This is a genomic window from Bradyrhizobium sp. (assembly GCF_035309285.1).
Lineage (GTDB): Bacteria > Pseudomonadota > Alphaproteobacteria > Rhizobiales > Xanthobacteraceae > Bradyrhizobium.
The window spans coordinates 59,361-75,952 of sequence record NZ_DATGFH010000015.1 but is presented as its reverse complement, the minus strand read 5'-3'; the positions used below and the strand labels follow the sequence as shown (position 1 = coordinate 75,952).

Sequence of the window (16,592 nt, the reverse complement as noted above, 5' to 3'; positions counted from 1 at the left end):
CGCCGTCATTCCGGGGCGGTCCGAAGGACCGAACCCGGAAGCTCGAGATTCCGGGTTCGCTCGCTCACGCTCGCGCTCCGGAATGACGGTGGGTGAACCTACCCCTTCCTCACGTCACCTTCTGCCGCGTCGCTCGCCTCCAACGACACCGGCTCGATGTGATAGCGCTTGATCAGCGGCATCTGGGTGATGGCAAAGCCCATGGTCAGCGGGATGACGCCGAACGCCTTGAAGGCGACCCAGAAATCCGTGCTCTGGGTGCGCCAGATCACTTCATTCAGAATTGCCATTCCGGCAAAGAACAGCGCCCAGCGCAGGGTGAGGATGCGCCAGCCGCGTGCCGTCAGATTGAACATCTGGTCGAACATGATGGCGATGAAAGAGCGGCCGAACAGCAGTCCGCCGCCAAGGACGGCGGCGAACAGGCCATAGATGATGGTCGGCTTGACCTTGATGAAAGTCTCATCGTGCAGCACCAATGTCAGCGTGCCGAAGATGATGACGATGATGCCGGTGACGAGCGCCATCAGCGGCACATGCTTCGTCACCACGTAGGAGGCGATCATCGCCGCCACGATCGCGACCATGAAAGCGCCAGTGGCGACGAACAGATGGAATTTGGCGTTGACGAGAAAGAACACGATCAGGGGACCGAGCTCGGTGGCCAGCTTGAACAGCGGATGCGGATGTGTCTTGTCCATCAATGATCGATCCCGGCAATCGCTTGAGCAAAATCCCTGGCGGTGAACGGCGCGAGATCCTCGACGCCTTCGCCGACGCCGATGAAATGCACCGGCAGCTTGTGCTTTTCGGCGAGCGCCACCAGGATGCCGCCGCGCGCGGTACCGTCGAGCTTGGTCATCACGAGGCCCGTGACGCCGGCGGTACGGTGAAACGCCTCGACCTGCGAGAGCGCATTTTGCCCGACCGTCGCGTCGAGGACCAGCAGCACCGCATGCGGCGCAGACGCGTCCACCTTGCGGATGACCCGCACGACCTTTTCGAGCTCGTTCATCAATTCGGCCTTGTTCTGCAGGCGGCCGGCGGTATCGATCAGGAGCACGTCGATCTTCTGCTCTTTCGCGGCGGTCAGCGCGTTGAAGGCCAGCCCTGCGGAATCCGAGCCTTGCGCGCCGGCGATGACAGGCGATCGGGTGCGCTCGCCCCAGATCTTGAGCTGCTCGATCGCGGCCGCGCGGAAGGTGTCGCACGCGGCCAGCATCACCTTGCGCCCTTCGGCCGACAATTTCGCCGACAGCTTGCCGATGGTGGTGGTCTTGCCGGAGCCGTTGACGCCGACGACGAGGATAACGAAGGGAGAATGCGCCGCGTCGATCACCAGGGGCCTCGCGACCGGAGACAGTACCTTTTCGACTTCGGTCGCGACGACGTTCTTCACTTCATCCGCCGAGATCGCCTTGTCGTAACGACCGGCGCCGACGGCGTCGGCGATCCGCGCGGCGACATCGGTGCCGAGATCGGCGCGCAGCAGCACGTCCTCGATATCCTCGAGCATCGCCCGGTCCAGCTTGCGCTTGGTGACGAGATCGGCGACCGCGGCGCCGAGCGACGTTGACGTTCGCTTCAGCCCGCTGGACAGTCGCCGCCACCAGCTCAGTTTCGGTGCATCCGTCGTGTCATTCATGGCGCGGGTGTGTTAGCCGTTTCGGGTTACAAACGAAAGTCTTGCCATTGCTTGATGTTCCCGAATTGACCGCGGAAGAAATCCTCTCGCGCGTGCTCCACCGCGACGGGTTGATGCTGGTCATCGACAAGCCCGCCGGGCTGCCGGTGCATCGCGGACCCAAGGGCGGACCCAATCTCGAGGCCTCCTTCGATGCGCTGCGTTTCGGCCTGCCGCGACCACCGGTGCTCGCCCACCGGCTGGACAAGGACACATCGGGCTGCCTGGTGTTGGGGCGGCATCGCAAGGCGACCGCATCGATCGGATTGTTGTTCAAGCACGGCAAGATCTCCAAGACCTATTGGACTGTGGTCGAGGGCGGCCCTGCCTCCGACGAGGGCACCATCGACCTGCCGCTCGGGCGGCTGAATGCCGAGCGCGGCTGGTGGCAGAAGCCCGATCCGGACGGACAGGAAGCCGTCACCAACTGGAAGGTGCTCGGCCGCGGCGACGGCCTCACCTGGCTCGCCATGGAACCCGTCACCGGCCGCACCCATCAATTGCGCGTGCACGCAGCGAGCCAGGGCTGGCCGATCGTCGGTGATAACATTTACGGCAACGGCCCGCGCTTCGGCGAGCCGCGGCTGCATCTGCATTCGCGCGAGATCGGGATTCCGATTTCGAAGCACAAAGACCCGGTGCGCGTCGTAGCGCCGGCACCGGAGCATATGCGTGACCGGCTGAAAACATGCGGGTGGAATGGGGAGTAGGTCGTCATTGCGAGCGAAGCGAAGCAATCCGTCTCGCCACTTGCGGCATTATGGATTGCTTCGTCGCGGAGCCTGTCATCGGGCCGCGCGTTCGCGCGGACCCGTTGGCTCCCCGCAATGACGATTGGGATGGCCGTCACACCGTCAGCCTTACGCAATCATGGCCTTTAATCACCAGCTTTCGCACCTTACCCGGCGTCTCGCCCGCAATGGCCACCGGCACAAAATGCTCGGTCCGCCCTTGCGTCGCGCTTTCGATCAGCACGTCACGGACTGCGCCGATCTCTGAGGCCAATCGCCTATCGAGCGCAACCTCACCCGCCGCGCGCAGCCGCTTCGCGCGTTCCTTGATCTCACCCCGCGCGACCTGCGGCATGCGCGCGGCCGGCGTGCCGGGCCGTGGCGAATAGGGGAACACGTGCAGGAAAGTGAGGCCGCATTCCTCGACGAGATCGAGCGAACGCGCAAACATGTCTTCCGTTTCGGTCGGGAAGCCCGCGATGATATCGGCGCCGAGCGCGATGTCAGGCCGCAATCGCCGCACCTGCTCGCAAAAATCGATCGCATCCTTGCGCAGATGCCGTCGCTTCATGCGCTTCAGAATCAGATCATCGCCCGACTGCAGCGACAGATGCAGATGCGGCATCAGCCGCGCGTCATTGGCGATCGCATCAAGCAAGTCACGATCCGCCTCGATCGAATCGATCGATGAAATGCGCAGGCGCTTCAAATCAGGCACATGCCGGAGGATCTGCTTGACCAGTTGCCCGAGCTTTGGCGCTCCCGGCAGATCGCCGCCGTAGCTCGTCAGATCGACGCCGGTCAGCACGATCTCCACGTGGTCGCGCTCGACGAGCGTTCTAATCTGCTCGACAACGGCGCCCATCGGCACCGAGCGCGAATTGCCGCGGCCATAAGGGATGATGCAGAAGGTGCAGCGGTGGTCGCAACCGTTCTGCACCTGCACGAAGACGCGCGGCAGCCCGCTCTGGAAGCCATCGATCAGATGCGGCGCCATCTCGCGCACGGCCATGATGTCGCTGACCGCGATCTTCTCGCTTGAATGAACATTGAAGGCGGCCAGCGCGGCGCGCCAGGCGTTGGCACGCATTTTGTCATTATTGCCGATGACGCGATCGACCTCGACCATATCGGCAAAATCAGTGCTCTGCGTTTGCGCCGCACACCCTGTCACCACAATACGGACGTCGGGCCGCTCGCGCCTCATCTTGCGGATCTGCTGGCGCGCCTGCGCCACTGCCTCATTGGTGACCGCGCAGCTATTGATGACGATGGTATCTTCGAGGCCGGCACGCTCTGCCTCGCGCGCGATCACCTCGGATTCGTACGCGTTGAGGCGGCAGCCAAAGGTGATGACCTCGACGCTCATGGCTCAGGCCACGGACGCAAACAGCGCGGGGTCGAAATGGCCCTCATACTCGAACGATGCCGTGCCGGTCATCAGCACATGGTCGTCGCGCTCGCGCCATTCGATCGCAAGCTTGCCGCCGGGCAGCGTGATCTCGACGTTGCGGTTGACGCGCTTCAGCCGCGCGGCTGCGACCGCCGTGGCGCAAGCCGCCGACCCGCAAGCCTTGGTCAGCCCCGCGCCGCGTTCCCAGGTGCGGATCGTGATGTGGTCGCGATCGACGATATGCGCGAGCGTGATATTGGCGCGCTCCGGAAAGATCGGGTGGTTTTCCAACAGCGGCCCGAAGCGCTCGAGGTCATGGGCGTCGACGTCGTCGACCCAGAAGATCGCGTGGGGGTTGCCCATGCTGACCGCAGACGGCGAATGCAGGATCGGCTTGTCGATCGGCCCGATCTGCAGCTCGATGTAGCGGGTGTCTCGGAACTCTTCGGCGAGCGGAATGTCCTGCCAGGCGAACTTCGGCGCGCCCATGTCGACGGTGTAGAGATCGGGCGCCGGCCCCTGCCAGCAGTTCAAAAGGCCTGCCGCGGTCTCGAAGGTCACCGCGGTCTGGCCGGTCCTCTCGAACAGGCGACGCACCACGCAACGCATCCCGTTGCCGCAAGCGCCGGCCTCCGAGCCGTCGTTGTTGTAGATCTTGATGAAAGCCTCGGTGCCGGCAAGCCGCGCCGGCTGCAGCACCATAAGTTGGTCGTAGGGCACAGCGGCCGCGACAGCGCGCGCGTCAGCCGGTGTCACCTTGGCTGCAGCATCGCGCAGATCGACAACGACGATCTCGTTGCCGATGCCGTTCATCTTGGCGAATGCGTGGTTGGCGAGCGCGCTCATGAAATGCCCTAAATTCCGCCTGCCTTATATGGCGAATGACGGTCCAATGACCAGTCCGCAGGGCAGATGACTGATCTGTTAGGCGACGGCGGCGTGTGGAGCGTGTTAGACTCAGCCGTATCTGGGACAAATCACGACCGCCAACGGAGAAATTTGGATGAATCTCCCCTTCCTTCCCCGCCTTGCCCCGGCTGCGCTGATGGCGTTGGCCGCACTCTGGCTGGGGATGGGCGGCGCGCTGGCACAGGCGCCAGCCACGAGTCCGAGCCCGGCACCATCGGCGAGCCCGGCGCCGGCCGCGAGCCCCTCGGCCTCGCCTTCGGTCGCGCAGACGCCCGCGCCCATCCCGTCGGTCCAGACCGCAGATCCCTTCGGCGAGCCGATCACGCTCCAGGCGAAGAAGGTCGTCATCGCCAAAGGCAACGCCAACTGGGATTCGGCCTTCGATACGTTGATGGACTCGTACAAGGCGCTGAATGCGCTGCTCGACAAGCAGGGCATCAAGCCGGCGGGCAATCTGCTGATCGTCTACACCTCGACCGATGACACCGGTTTCACCTATATGGCCGAAATCCCGGTCGACCAGGAGCCGAAGAACCTGGCCAAGAACATGAGCGTCGGTCAGTCGCCGGAGGGCAAGGCGCTGAAATTCGTCCACCGCGGCTCCTACGACAATATGGACAACACCTATGAGGCAATCACCAATCACCTCGACGACAAGAAGCTGGAGGCGAAAGACACTTTCATCGAAGAATACATCACCGACCCGGTGAAGACCGCAGAAGACAAGCTCGTCATCAACGTATATGTGCCGCTGAAATGAAACTCACCCCGTTCATCATCGCTTTCACTCTCCTCGGCCCGCCCGCGTTCGCGCAGACGCCGTCCGATTTTCCCCCGGCGATCTCGGTCACGGGCGAAGCCCACATCTCCGTGCCGCCCGATCTTGCTTCGGTCGATGCGGGTGTTGCCACCGACGCCAAGACCGCGCGCGAAGCGTCGGACACCAACAACACCGCGATGGCCAAGGTGCTCGCGGCGCTGAAGGCCGCGAATATCGACGCCAAGGATATCCAGACCTCGCGGCTGTCGCTGCAGCCGCAATATGCGCCGAACCGCGGGGGCCCGTCGCCAATCGTCGGCTACCGCGCCTCCAACCGCGTCACCGTGCGCATTCACGACGTGAGCAAGGTCGCCGGCGTGATCGACACGCTGGTTGGCGCCGGCGCCAACGATGTCGGCAACGTTTCATTCTCCGTGTCGCAGGCTTCAAAGTTGCTCGACGACGCGCGCGAGAAAGCGGTCGCGGACGCGCGTCGCAAGGCGGAAGTCTATGCCAGGGCCGCCGGCGTCACCCTCGGCGCGCCCTTGAGCATCGCCGAGGAAGGCGCGCCGCAGCCGATCTTCCGCGGCAAAATGGTAGCCGCTATGGCTGCGGTCGCGCCAACGCCGATCGCGCAAGGCGAAGAGACGCTGTCGGTCTCCGTCGCCGTGACATGGGCGATCAAGCAGGGGCAGTAGGCCTCCACGTCATTGCGAGCGGAAGCGAAGCAATCCATGTCACCGCTTGCGGCACTATGGATTGCTTCGTCGCTTACGCTCCGCGCAATGACGAGCTAGATCTCGAATACCTGACCCGGCTTCAGCACCGCGAATTTCTCGCGCGGCACTTTCGCCGCATCGAGCGCCTCGGCGAGCGCGAGCGCGGGCGCGTCGATCGCCTCATCGGTCAGTTGGAACGTGCCGTGGTGATGCGCCAGCGCCTGCTCGGCGCCGCAATCGGCCAGCGCCATCACCGCATCCACCGGGTTCATGTGTTGGTCTTGCATGAACCAGCGCGGCTCATAGGCGCCGATCGGCAGGATCGCGAGCCTGAGCGGTCCATGAGCCTCCGCTACGCGGCGGAAATGCTTGCCGTCCCCGTAGCCGGAATCGCAGACGAGGTAGAGCTTGCCGGCGGGCGTCTCCAGCACGAAGCTCGCCCACAGGGCCTTGTTGCGATCGAACAGGCTGCGGGCCGACCAGTGTCGCGTAGGCACCAGCGTCACCACCAGACCGCTGACGAGCTCGACGCGATCCCGCCAGTCATAGGCTTCCGCCTTGATTGCGGCATCCGCCTCTCGCATCGTCACATCGTTGCCCAGCGGCGTGATCACCCGCGGCGCAAATTTCGCGGCAAGCTTTGACAGCGTCGTGACGTCGAGATGGTCGTAATGGCCGTGCGACACCAGCACGACGTCGATCTTCGGAAGGGCGTCGAACGCGATGCCGGGGTCGTTGTGCCGCTTGGGACCTGCGAAGGAAAACGGCGAGGCCCGCTCCGACCAGACCGGGTCGACCAATATGTTTACCCCCGCCGTCTGAATCAGCCAGCTTGCATGCCCCACGAAGGAGAAGCGCACCCTGCTGCCCTCGACGCGGGGCGGCGGCCGGTCCGAAAAAGGGCTCGCCGCCCATTCCGGCCAGACTGCACGCTGTGCGCGGCGGCCGAACTGCCAACGCAGCACCTCGCCCAGGGATTTCGGCGGCGAGCCGTCGGGATCGATGAAATGCAGGCCATCGAAATGATCCGAGATGGGTCCGGAGTAGGTTTTCATGCGGGACAACCAGACAGGCGGCACCCCGATCGCGGCAGCGCTCCCGGCGAGCACCCCAAGAACGCGGCGGCGAGTGAGTTTCATGGCGGATTGATCTCAAAACAGGCGGTTTCGGTAAAGTGGGGTGGCACTCCGAGGCCTGAAAGACCGCCCGTTTCAGCAAGTTTCCTTGACTTTGAGGCCCCTCGGGTATTTAAGGCACCCCGTTCATCGGAAAGAGTTTCTTTTCGACCCGCCGACCGGTCCAGGAGGCCGGAGGTCAACGCCCGACAGCGCGATGCGCCCTCGGGCGCGAACGTGTTTGGAACACCTGTTTCAGCACTATCTACTGAAACAGGCTCCGTCATCACCCGCCATCGGGTCTCGCCTTCGGCGAGCCCGACGACAGGCTCCGGCGGGTGATCCAGTGTTCCAGAGGCGGCGAGGCTTGAGCCGAGACGCCGCGGCGTACTGGATGCCCCGCTTTCGCGGAGCATGACCAGCGGTAAGTAAGGCAACCCTGCGCAAGCAGGACAAAGGACAACGGCATTGTTCGACAATCTGTCGGAAAAGCTTGGTGGCATCCTTGATCGGCTGACGGGCCGCGGCTCGCTCTCCGAAGCCGACGTCGATGCCGCGATGCGCGAAGTACGCCGCGCGCTGCTGGAAGCCGACGTTTCTCTTGACGTCGTACGCAGTTTCACCGAGCGCGTGCGCGAGCAGGCGGTCGGCGCCACCGTCGTCAAGTCGGTCAAGCCCGGCCAGATGGTGGTCAAGATCGTCCATGACGAGCTGGTCGCGACCCTTGGCTCCGATGGCCAGACCATCGATCTCAACGCCGTGCCGCCGGTTGCGATCATGATGGTCGGTCTCCAGGGCTCCGGCAAAACCACCACCACCGCCAAGCTCGCGCGCCGCCTGGTGCAGCGCGACAGGAAGAAAGTGCTGATGGCATCGCTCGACGTCTATCGCCCGGCGGCGATGGAGCAGCTTGCCGTGCTCGGGCGCGACCTCGACGTCCCGACGCTGCCGATCGTGGCCGGCCAGCAGCCGCCGCAGATCGCGCGCCGCGCACTGGAGGCGGGCAAGCTCGGCGGCTACGACGTCGTCCTGCTCGATACCGCCGGCCGCACCACGCTCGACGAAGAGATGATGGCGGAAGCGGCATCCATCAAAACGACAGCCAATCCGCACGAGGTGCTGCTGGTTGCCGACGCTCTGACCGGCCAAGACGCCGTCAATCTCGCGCGCTCCTTCGACCAGCGTGTTGGCCTGACCGGCATCGTGCTGACGCGTGTCGACGGCGACGGCCGCGGCGGTGCCGCGCTCTCGATGCGCGCGGTCACCGGCAAGCCGATCAAGCTGATCGGCACCGGCGAAAAGACCGACGCGCTGGAGGATTTTTATCCGAACCGCATCGCCGGCCGCATCCTCGGCATGGGCGACATCGTCTCGCTTGTGGAAAAGGCCGCCGCCAACATCGATGCGGAGAAGGCTGCGCGCGCCGCCGAGAAGATGCGCAAGGGCCAGTTCGACCTGGCCGACATGCGCGAGCAGCTTCTGCAGATGGCGAATATGGGCGGCATCAGCGGTCTGATGGGCATGATGCCCGGCATCGCCAAGATGAAGAACCAGATCGCCGCCGCCGGCCTCGACGACAAGATCATCAAGCGCCAGGTCGCCATCATCGATTCGATGACACGGCAGGAGCGCAAGCATCCCGATATCCTGAAAGCCAGCCGCAAGAAGCGCATCGCCGCCGGCGCAGGCCAGACCGTCGAGCAGGTCAACAAGCTGCTCAAGATGCACCGGAACATGGCCGACGTGATGAAGGCCATGGGCTCGGGCAAGCGCGGCCCGCTCGCCGGCATCGCGCAGGCGATGGGCTTTGGCGGCGGCGCGCCGGCGCCCTCGCCAGAACAGCTCAAGGCGATGCAGGAGAAATTGCAGAGCGGCGGCGGCCTCCCCGGCGGCATGCCGAATCTGCCGAAAGATCTTCCGCCCAGCCTGCGCCAGGGCTTGCCGAATCTGCCGGGTCTCACCGGGCTTTCTGGCAAGCCGACGCTTCCGGGCCTCGGTTTCCCCGGGAAGAAGAAATGAACGGTTTCCCGTCATTGCGAGGAGCGGAGCGACGAAGCAATCCAGACCGTCGCCATGGAGGCATGCTGGATTGCTTCGCTTCGCTCGCAATGACGACAGACTAGACTTTTTGATCAAACCACACTTAAGGAGAACTCAATGCCAGTCGTCATCCGCCTCGCTCGCGCGGGCACCAAGAAGCGTCCGGTCTATCACGTGGTCGCCGCCGACTCGCGCTTTCCGCGCGACGGCCGCTTCATCGAGCGCCTCGGTCACTTCAACCCGCTCTTGCCGAAAGACAGCGAGGCGCGGCTGAAGCTCGACATGGACAAGGTCAAGGCCTGGCTCGCCAAGGGCGCGCAGCCGTCGGATCGCGTGATGCGTTTCCTTGACGCGGCCGGCGTCAAGCAGCGCGAGAAGCGCAACAACCCTGAGAAGGCCGTGCCGCGCAAGGAGCGCAAGGCGCAGGCCGAAGCCGCCGCGAAGTCGGCTTAAGGCCCTTCGTGATGATCGGGGCCTCGTGCTTCGAGACGCACGGCTTGCGCCGGGCTCCTCGGCATGAGGATTGCTAATGCCCGCGCAGGTCTGCGTCGCCCGCATCGGCACCGCGCATGGCGTGCGCGGTGCCGTCAAGCTGTGGACCTTCACTGAAGATCCCTTTGCGGTGACGCGCTACGGGCCGCTGTCGACCAAGGACGGCGCGCGCAGCTTTGAGGTGGCGCACGCCCGCGAAGGCAAGGGCCATCTGGTCGCAACGCTGAAGGGCGTCACGAGCCGCAACGAGGCCGAACGCCTCAACGGCCTCGAGCTCTATGTCGCGCGTGAAAAACTGCCTGCGACCGACGAGGACGAATATTACCACGCCGACCTGATCGGGCTTGCCGCCGTCACCACGGGCGGCGAGCCGCTCGGCCGCGTGATCGCGATCCACAATTTCGGCGCCGGCGACATCATCGAGATCGCGCCTCCGACCGGCGCGACCATGCTGCTGCCGTTTTCCAACGCGGTCGTGCCGACCGTCGATCTCGCCGGCGGGCGCGTGCTGATTGAACTGCCCGCGGAAATCGAGGGCGACGATTCAACCGCGGCAGATGACGACCTCTCTCCCCGTCGTCCCCGCGAAAGCGGGGACCCATAACCACAGGACGTTGTTGTCGGGCTGGATGTTGCTCCAGCTCTTCACCAATTAAGACCTGTGGTTATGGGTCTCGGGTCGCGCTTCCGCCTTCGCTCTTCGAGCTACGGCGGACACAAGTCGCTTCGCCGGGACGACGGCAAGTTGGAATCCTAGCAATGACAAAAACTCACAAAGCCTGGCGGCTGCATGCTCACAACGATCTGCGTTTTGACGATGTCGAGACGCCGGCGCCCGCGCCCGACGGCGTGCTGGTGCGCATCGAAGCCGGCATGGTGCTGTCCTACATGGGACGCGTGCTGTCGGGCCAGGTGCCCTATAGCCTGCCGCCGATGCCGTTCGTGCCCGGCACCAACGCGATCGGCCGGATGATCGCGGCCGGCGAGAATGTCAGCCATGTGCGCGCCGGCGATCGCGTTTTCCTCAGCCCGCATCTGCGCGGCGACGTGCCGGACAGCGATCCGCCGCAAATCCTGATCGGCCTGACCGCGACCGTCACGACGCCGGCCGCGCTCGCGATGCAGGCGCGCTGGCGCGACGGCGTATTCGCCGAGATCGCGCATTGGCCCGCGGCCTGCGTGACGCCGCTGTTCAACATGGACGACAAGCCGGCCGCTGAATTGATCGGCCTCGCCAAGCTGATCGTGCCTTTCGGCGGCCTGCAGCGCACCGGCCTCAGCGGCGGCGAAACCATTTTGATCAACGGCGCGACCGGCTATTTCGGCTCGGGCGCGGTGATGCTCGCCGCCAGCATGGGCGCGGGCCGCGTGGTCGCGGTGGGGCGCAAGCGCGAGGCGCTGGACAATCTGCGCGACGTTTTCGGTTCGCGTGTCATTCCCGCGGTCGTCACGGGCGATACCGAGAAAGATCTCGACATCATCCGCAAGGCCGCCGGCGGCCGCGCCGACGTCGCGCTCGACCTGCTCGGCACTGCCAAGAGCACCTCGACCACGCTGTCCTGCCTGCGCGTGTTGAAGCGCGGCGGCCGGCTGGTCCTGATGGGCAGCGCCGATGTGCCGCTCGAATTGTCGTTCCGCGAGATGCTGGCCAATGACTGGGAAGTCGTCGGCCAGTTCATGTACACGCGGCAGGCGCCGGGTCAGTTGGCGCAGCTAGCGTCCGAAGGCTTGCTTGATCTGAAAAAGATCGAGGTGACGACGTTCAAACTCGCCGACTTCAAGCGCGCGGTCGAAGCCGCCGCGCTGATGCAGGGCCTCGATCTCACGGCCGTGGTGCCGTAACAGAAGGGCCATGACCGCACCCTGGCGCGCCACCGTCCTCACGCTGTTTCCGGAGATGTTTCCGGGGCCGCTTGGCGTCAGCCTTGCGGGAAAAGCACTCGCCTGCGGCCTCTGGGCGCTGGAGGCGCGCGACATCCGGGCGTCTGCCACCGACAAGCATCGCAGCGTCGACGATACCCCGGCCGGCGGCGGGCCCGGCATGGTGCTGCGGGCCGATGTCCTGGCAGCGGCGATCGACGCAGCCGATGATTCCTCGCTCCCTCGGCTCCTGATGAGCCCGCGGGGTCGGCCATTGACCCAGTCGCGGGTCCGGGAACTCGCTGGCGGCCCCGGCGCGCTCCTCATCTGTGGTCGTTTCGAGGGGGTGGACCAGCGGGTCATCGAGGCGCGCCAGCTCGAAGAGGTCTCGATCGGCGATTATGTGCTGTCGGGGGGTGAAATCGCAGCGCTGGCGCTGATCGACGCCTGCGTGCGGCTGTTGCCGGGGGTGATGGGCAAGGCCGAATCCGGCGCGGAGGAGAGCTTTTCCGAATCCCTACTAGAATACCCTCAATACACCCGGCCCCAGACCTTCGAGGGCCGACCGATCCCGGAAATCCTCTTATCCGGCGACCACGCCAAGGTCGCAGCCTGGCGGCGGGCCGAGGCCGAACGCCTCACCCGCGACCGACGCCCCGATTTATGGGCCAAGCGCCTGGATCAGCGAAAAAACACGACAGACGGGTGACAAAGCGCCGCCTATGGCTTATAGCAGCGCCCAATTCCGCAAGTGACGGCAGGATCAAGCGCGAGCCCCCGCCCCCCGGTTGGCTGGGCGCGCCGCCGATGGAGATTTCCAATGAACCTCATTCAGCAGCTCGAAAAAGAGCAATTCGACAAATTGGCGGCCGGCAAGGACATTCCGGACTTCGCGCCCGGCGACACCGTGATCGTCAACGTCAAGGTGGTCGAAGGCGACCGCACCCGCGTGCAGGCCTATGAAGGCGTTTGCATCGGCCGCTCCGGCTCTGGCCTCAACGAGAGCTTCACCGTGCGCAAGATCTCCTACGGCGAAGGCGTCGAGCGCGTCTTCCCGGTGATGTCGCCGATGATCGACTCGATCAAGGTCGTGCGCCGCGGCAAGGTCCGCCGCGCCAAGCTCTATTATCTGCGCAATCTGCGCGGCAAGTCGGCCCGCATCGTCGAGAAGCAGGACCGCGCGACTGCCGTCGGCGAGTAGGCATCGCCACCGTCGGTTTGACGAAAAGCGCGGGAACACCCCGCGCTTTTTTGTTGCACGGCACTATATGAGTTGCCGTAGCTCTCAGCCTCGTCATTGCCGGGCTTGACCCGGCAATCCATCCTTCTTGGAGAGGCTCCTTTCGATGGATGCGCGGGTCAAGCCCGCGCATGACGAGAGGAGGTGGCGCGGCGACACATTCATTGTCCCGGCAACAAGCCTTGTGTTAGAGATTTAAAATGGTTCTCAATCAGCCCAGCATGATTTGCCGGCGCGTCGTGATTGACGATCGCTCGCGCCTGCCCGGCCGCTTCTTCGGACGGTTCGCGACTTCGGCGACGTCGGCGCTTAGCAGCGCGCGCTGACCTTGCCGCCTGGCGCTTCCAGCGCCGAACCGCCCCATCAATTCTTCCCGGAGCTCAAGCTCATGTCCAAACCGACCACGCTGTACGACAAGATCTGGAACGACCATCTGGTGCACGAAGCCGAAGACGGCACCTGCCTGATCTATATCGACCGCCATCTCGTCCATGAGGTGACCTCGCCGCAGGCGTTCGAGGGGCTGCGCGCCACCGGCCGCAAGGTGCGCGCGCCCGAGAAGACGCTCGCCGTCGTCGACCACAACATCCCGACCACCGATCGCTCGAAGCCCAATCCTGATCCTGAGAGCATCGAGCAGATGCGGGTCATGGCGGAGAACGCCAAGGAGTTCGGCATCGAATATTACAACGAGTTCGACAAGCGCCAGGGCATCGTCCACGTCATCGGCCCGGAGCAGGGTTTTACCTTGCCCGGCACCACTATTGTCTGCGGTGACAGCCACACATCGACGCACGGCGCGTTAGGCGCGCTCGCGCACGGCATCGGCACCAGCGAGGTCGAGCACGTGCTGGCGACGCAGACGCTGATCCAGAAGAAGGCCAAGAACATGCGCGCGATCGTCGACGGCAAATTGCCGGAAGGCGTGACCGGCAAGGACATCATCCTCGCCATCATCGGCGAGATCGGCACCGCCGGCGGCACCGGCTATGTGCTGGAATATGCCGGCGACGCGATCCGCGCGCTGTCGATGGAAGGCCGCATGACGGTCTGCAACATGTCGATCGAGGGCGGCGCACGCGCCGGTCTCGTTGCGCCCGACGAGAAGGCGTTCGACTTCCTGCGCGGCCGGCCGAAATCGCCGAAAGGCGCGGCCTGGGATGCCGCGATGCGCTACTGGGAAACACTGCGCTCCGATGAGGGCGCGCATTTCGACCACGAGATCCGGCTCGACGCGACCAAGCTGCCGCCGATCGTGACCTGGGGCACCTCGCCCGAGGACGTCGTGTCGATCACGGGCTATGTGCCCGATCCCGACAAGATCGAGGATGAGGCGAAGCGCCTCTCGAAGCATCGCGCGCTGAAATATATGGGGCTGGTGGCGGGAACGAAGATCACCGACATCAAGCTTGACCGCGTCTTCATCGGCTCCTGCACCAACGGCCGCATCGAGGACTTGCGCGTCGCGGCGAAGATCGCCGAGGGCAAGACGGTCAACGCCAACGTCAATGCGATGATCGTGCCGGGCTCCGGCATCGTGAAGGAACAGGCGGAGGCCGAAGGGCTCGACAAGATCTTCATCAAGGCCGGCTTCGAGTGGCGCGAGCCGGGTTGCTCGATGTGCCTTGCCATGAACCCCGACAAGCTGAAGCCCGAGGAGCGCTGCGCCTCGACCTCCAACCGCAACTTCGAGGGCCGGCAGGGCTTCAAGGGCCGCACGCACCTCGTATCGCCGGCGATGGCGGCAGCCGCGGCGATCGCAGGACATTTCGTCGATGTGAGGGAGTGGCGCTAAAAGCGCCGCTTGCTTCAATCTGGACAGGCTTTGGCAATGGGTCGTTAATGACCCGGGCGCACACTTCTCGCTCCGCTACGCGTGTAGCGAGGAGCGTGCGATGGCCAACAAGCCGGAATTCGTCGATCTGATCTCGGACAGGACGCGGCAACACTGGCGCCACTCCCCGATCAAGAAGACTGTCGTAGCCGACAGCGAGCCCGTCGAAGACAAGCGCCTCAGCCACTGGCCGCCGGAACGGATGGAGCAATGGCGCCTCGTCAATCTGACGCCGTGGAAGATGACATTGAAGTCCTGGAAGTTTAAGGACTGGCTGTGACGCTCGTCCGTCATTGCAGTGACGAATGAAAAGGGCGCCGCGCGGCGCCCCATTCATTTCAGCCGCGACTGTGCGTTTCACCAGTAATAGTGCCGACGGTACCACCAGTGGCGATAGCCGCAGATGCGGCGCGGGCCGTAATAGGTCCAGATGATGCGGCAGTAGCGCGGATAGGAATAATAGGGGTAATAGGAGGGATAGTAGCCGCCATAGAAGAAGCGGCGATGGAAGAAGAAGCGGCGATGCGGAAAATACGCGTAGCGGTAGCCGCCGAAATGATGGAAGCCGCCATAGCGGAATCCACCGCCGTGCCATCCGCCACCATGCCATCCGCCACCGTGCCACCCGCCACCATGGAAGGCGTGGAATCCTCCACCATGGAAGCCGCCGCCATGCCAGCCACCACCGCCATGGAAGCCACCGCCACCGTGGAAGCCGCCACCGCCGCGGACCTGTATCAGCCCATCGTTCGCAGCGCTCGCTGGAGAAGCGCCAGGCGTAGCCAACGACAGCGCTTCCGCGCGCTGGCTGGACGCGAACGAAAGCGCAAACACCGCAGCCACGGCAAGCATGAGGCTGCGGAGAAATCCAAACGTCCCGATTCCTTTCATCAGTGAAGTCCTCCCGAGGGTGCAGGCGACAGCGCGCGCAGAGCCATTGGCGCCCAGCGCGTGTCCGACGCGTCTTCGCGGAATTCGTCCCCAAGATTAAATTAGTGATAGCGAACTGAACGCGGCATGAATGACGCGCGCGCCGATGTCAGCTTGCCGTAAGCAACGTCAAATGCAGAATCCATCTTCGTGGAATAACATCGCGCATTCGGTGTTGACGCGATCTGCTTTCTCTCATTCGCGAAGGAGACATTGTCATGACTGTCTACGTCATCGTGCAGCTCAAGATGACGGATCGCGCCGCCTATGACCGCTATCAGTCGCAATTCTTCGACGTGTTCAGGAAATTCGAGGGACGCTTGCTGTCGGCGGACGAACATCCGGCCGTTCTCGAAGGCAAATGGGATCGCGATAAGCTTGTGTTGATGTCGTTTCCCAACGAGGCGGCCTTCCGCGCATGGGCGGACTCGCCGGAATATCTGGAAATCTCAAAGGATCGCAAAGCGGGCGCGGAAGGCATCTTGCTACTGGCGAAGGGATTCTCGCCTTGAGGCGCGCTTTACGCCAACGCTCCTTCGCGCTTCACCACCACCACACCAAGGGAGCGTCGGGGAACCACGGGAACGGGAAAAACGGTCCTGGCGAGTAATAATAGGGATGGCCGTAGCGATAGGGATAATAGGGCCGATAGGCGTAGTGGTGATAATGGCGATGATGCCTGTCATGCCGTCGCACGCTGACCTCCGTCCTCAATGAGGAGGACGCTTTCATCTCGGCCGCTGGAGCGCTCGTAAGTCCACCACCGGCAGAGATGCCAACCACGATGGTAGCAATCAGAAACGCCGTGCCGGTCCATTTCGTCATCGAACCCCCTCCGTCTGAAAATCACCCGGAGAGGAAGCCTAGCATTGCTCGTCGCCATCG

At 64.0% G+C, this 16,592-nt stretch carries 19 protein-coding genes; 12 read left to right on the top strand and 7 right to left on the bottom strand.

Annotated features, from left to right (window positions below):
* Positions 1–98 precede the first annotated feature (98 nt).
* Both VKR55_RS05170 and ftsY read right to left on the bottom strand, forming a co-directional pair.
* The gene (locus tag VKR55_RS05170; protein WP_324400389.1) at positions 99–701 is read right to left on the bottom strand and encodes a septation protein A; all 603 of its coding nucleotides are present in this window, start codon (positions 699–701) and stop codon (positions 99–101) included.
* Complete coding sequence (ftsY, locus tag VKR55_RS05165) at positions 701–1,645, bottom strand: signal recognition particle-docking protein FtsY (protein WP_324400387.1); 945 nt, start codon at positions 1,643–1,645, stop codon at positions 701–703. Before ftsY ends, VKR55_RS05170 begins: the two co-directional genes overlap by 1 nt.
* A 47-nt stretch (positions 1,646–1,692) precedes the next feature.
* On the opposite strand from ftsY, the gene VKR55_RS05160 reads away from it, so the two are divergent.
* Positions 1,693–2,394, top strand: coding sequence for an RluA family pseudouridine synthase (locus VKR55_RS05160; RefSeq protein WP_324400385.1), 702 nt, complete (start codon positions 1,693–1,695; stop codon positions 2,392–2,394).
* 136 nt (positions 2,395–2,530) lie between these two features.
* Here VKR55_RS05160 and mtaB read toward each other — a convergent pair whose 3' ends face one another.
* Both mtaB and dapF read right to left on the bottom strand, forming a co-directional pair.
* Positions 2,531–3,784, bottom strand: a complete 1,254-nt coding sequence (gene mtaB, locus VKR55_RS05155) for a tRNA (N(6)-L-threonylcarbamoyladenosine(37)-C(2))-methylthiotransferase MtaB (RefSeq protein WP_324400383.1) — start codon at positions 3,782–3,784, stop codon at positions 2,531–2,533.
* Positions 3,785–3,787: 3 nt separating this feature from the next.
* Positions 3,788–4,654, bottom strand: coding sequence for a diaminopimelate epimerase (gene dapF / locus VKR55_RS05150; RefSeq protein WP_324400381.1), 867 nt, complete (start codon positions 4,652–4,654; stop codon positions 3,788–3,790).
* Positions 4,655–4,811: 157 nt separating this feature from the next.
* On the opposite strand from dapF, the gene VKR55_RS05145 reads away from it, so the two are divergent.
* Both VKR55_RS05145 and VKR55_RS05140 read left to right on the top strand, forming a co-directional pair.
* Complete coding sequence (locus VKR55_RS05145) at positions 4,812–5,477, top strand: GyrI-like domain-containing protein (RefSeq protein WP_324400379.1); 666 nt, start codon at positions 4,812–4,814, stop codon at positions 5,475–5,477.
* On the top strand, positions 5,474–6,175 hold the full coding sequence (locus tag VKR55_RS05140; protein ID WP_324400377.1) for an SIMPL domain-containing protein: 702 nt from the start codon (positions 5,474–5,476) through the stop codon (positions 6,173–6,175). Before VKR55_RS05145 ends, VKR55_RS05140 begins: the two co-directional genes overlap by 4 nt.
* A 95-nt stretch (positions 6,176–6,270) precedes the next feature.
* On the opposite strand, the gene VKR55_RS05135 is transcribed toward VKR55_RS05140, so the two are convergent.
* On the bottom strand, positions 6,271–7,335 hold the full coding sequence (locus tag VKR55_RS05135; protein ID WP_324400375.1) for an MBL fold metallo-hydrolase: 1,065 nt from the start codon (positions 7,333–7,335) through the stop codon (positions 6,271–6,273).
* A gap of 444 nt (positions 7,336–7,779) precedes the next feature.
* Here VKR55_RS05135 and ffh point away from each other — a divergent pair, with 444 nt between their 5' ends.
* The 8 genes from ffh to VKR55_RS05095 all read left to right on the top strand — a co-directional run bounded on the left by ffh (position 7,780) and on the right by VKR55_RS05095 (position 15,057).
* Entirely contained in the window at positions 7,780–9,330 is a 1,551-nt protein-coding gene (gene ffh, locus VKR55_RS05130) for a signal recognition particle protein (RefSeq protein WP_324400373.1), read from the top strand.
* Between the two features lie 138 nt (positions 9,331–9,468).
* Positions 9,469–9,804: a 30S ribosomal protein S16 gene (gene rpsP / locus VKR55_RS05125; RefSeq protein ID WP_324400371.1), complete on the top strand. Its 336-nt coding sequence runs from the start codon at positions 9,469–9,471 to the stop codon at positions 9,802–9,804.
* A 76-nt stretch (positions 9,805–9,880) separates the two neighbouring features.
* Positions 9,881–10,447 (top strand): ribosome maturation factor RimM, encoded by a 567-nt coding sequence (rimM, locus tag VKR55_RS05120; protein ID WP_324400369.1) that lies wholly within the window; start codon positions 9,881–9,883, stop codon positions 10,445–10,447.
* A 155-nt stretch (positions 10,448–10,602) separates the two neighbouring features.
* Positions 10,603–11,685, top strand: a complete 1,083-nt coding sequence (locus VKR55_RS05115; RefSeq protein ID WP_324400367.1) for a zinc-binding dehydrogenase — start codon at positions 10,603–10,605, stop codon at positions 11,683–11,685.
* Between the two features lie 10 nt (positions 11,686–11,695).
* Positions 11,696–12,412 carry a tRNA (guanosine(37)-N1)-methyltransferase TrmD gene (gene trmD, locus VKR55_RS05110; RefSeq protein ID WP_324400365.1) on the top strand — a complete coding sequence of 239 codons (717 nt, stop codon included), beginning with the start codon at positions 11,696–11,698 and terminating at the stop codon, positions 12,410–12,412.
* A 111-nt stretch (positions 12,413–12,523) separates the two neighbouring features.
* Entirely contained in the window at positions 12,524–12,904 is a 381-nt protein-coding gene (rplS, locus tag VKR55_RS05105; RefSeq protein ID WP_324400363.1) for a 50S ribosomal protein L19, read from the top strand.
* Between the two features lie 427 nt (positions 12,905–13,331).
* Entirely contained in the window at positions 13,332–14,738 is a 1,407-nt protein-coding gene (leuC, locus tag VKR55_RS05100) for a 3-isopropylmalate dehydratase large subunit (protein WP_324400361.1), read from the top strand.
* Between the two features lie 100 nt (positions 14,739–14,838).
* Positions 14,839–15,057, top strand: a complete 219-nt coding sequence (locus VKR55_RS05095) for a hypothetical protein (RefSeq protein WP_324400359.1) — start codon at positions 14,839–14,841, stop codon at positions 15,055–15,057.
* A 77-nt stretch (positions 15,058–15,134) separates the two neighbouring features.
* Here VKR55_RS05095 and VKR55_RS05090 read toward each other — a convergent pair whose 3' ends face one another.
* Complete coding sequence (locus VKR55_RS05090; RefSeq protein WP_324400356.1) at positions 15,135–15,668, bottom strand: hypothetical protein; 534 nt, start codon at positions 15,666–15,668, stop codon at positions 15,135–15,137.
* A 257-nt stretch (positions 15,669–15,925) separates the two neighbouring features.
* Here VKR55_RS05090 and VKR55_RS05085 point away from each other — a divergent pair, with 257 nt between their 5' ends.
* Positions 15,926–16,219 carry a DUF1330 domain-containing protein gene (locus VKR55_RS05085; protein ID WP_324400354.1) on the top strand — a complete coding sequence of 98 codons (294 nt, stop codon included), beginning with the start codon at positions 15,926–15,928 and terminating at the stop codon, positions 16,217–16,219.
* A 31-nt stretch (positions 16,220–16,250) separates the two neighbouring features.
* On the opposite strand, the gene VKR55_RS05080 is transcribed toward VKR55_RS05085, so the two are convergent.
* A complete protein-coding gene (locus VKR55_RS05080) occupies positions 16,251–16,532 on the bottom strand; it encodes a hypothetical protein (RefSeq protein WP_324400351.1) in 282 nt (93 codons plus the stop codon).
* Between the last annotated feature and the right edge of the window lie 60 nt (positions 16,533–16,592).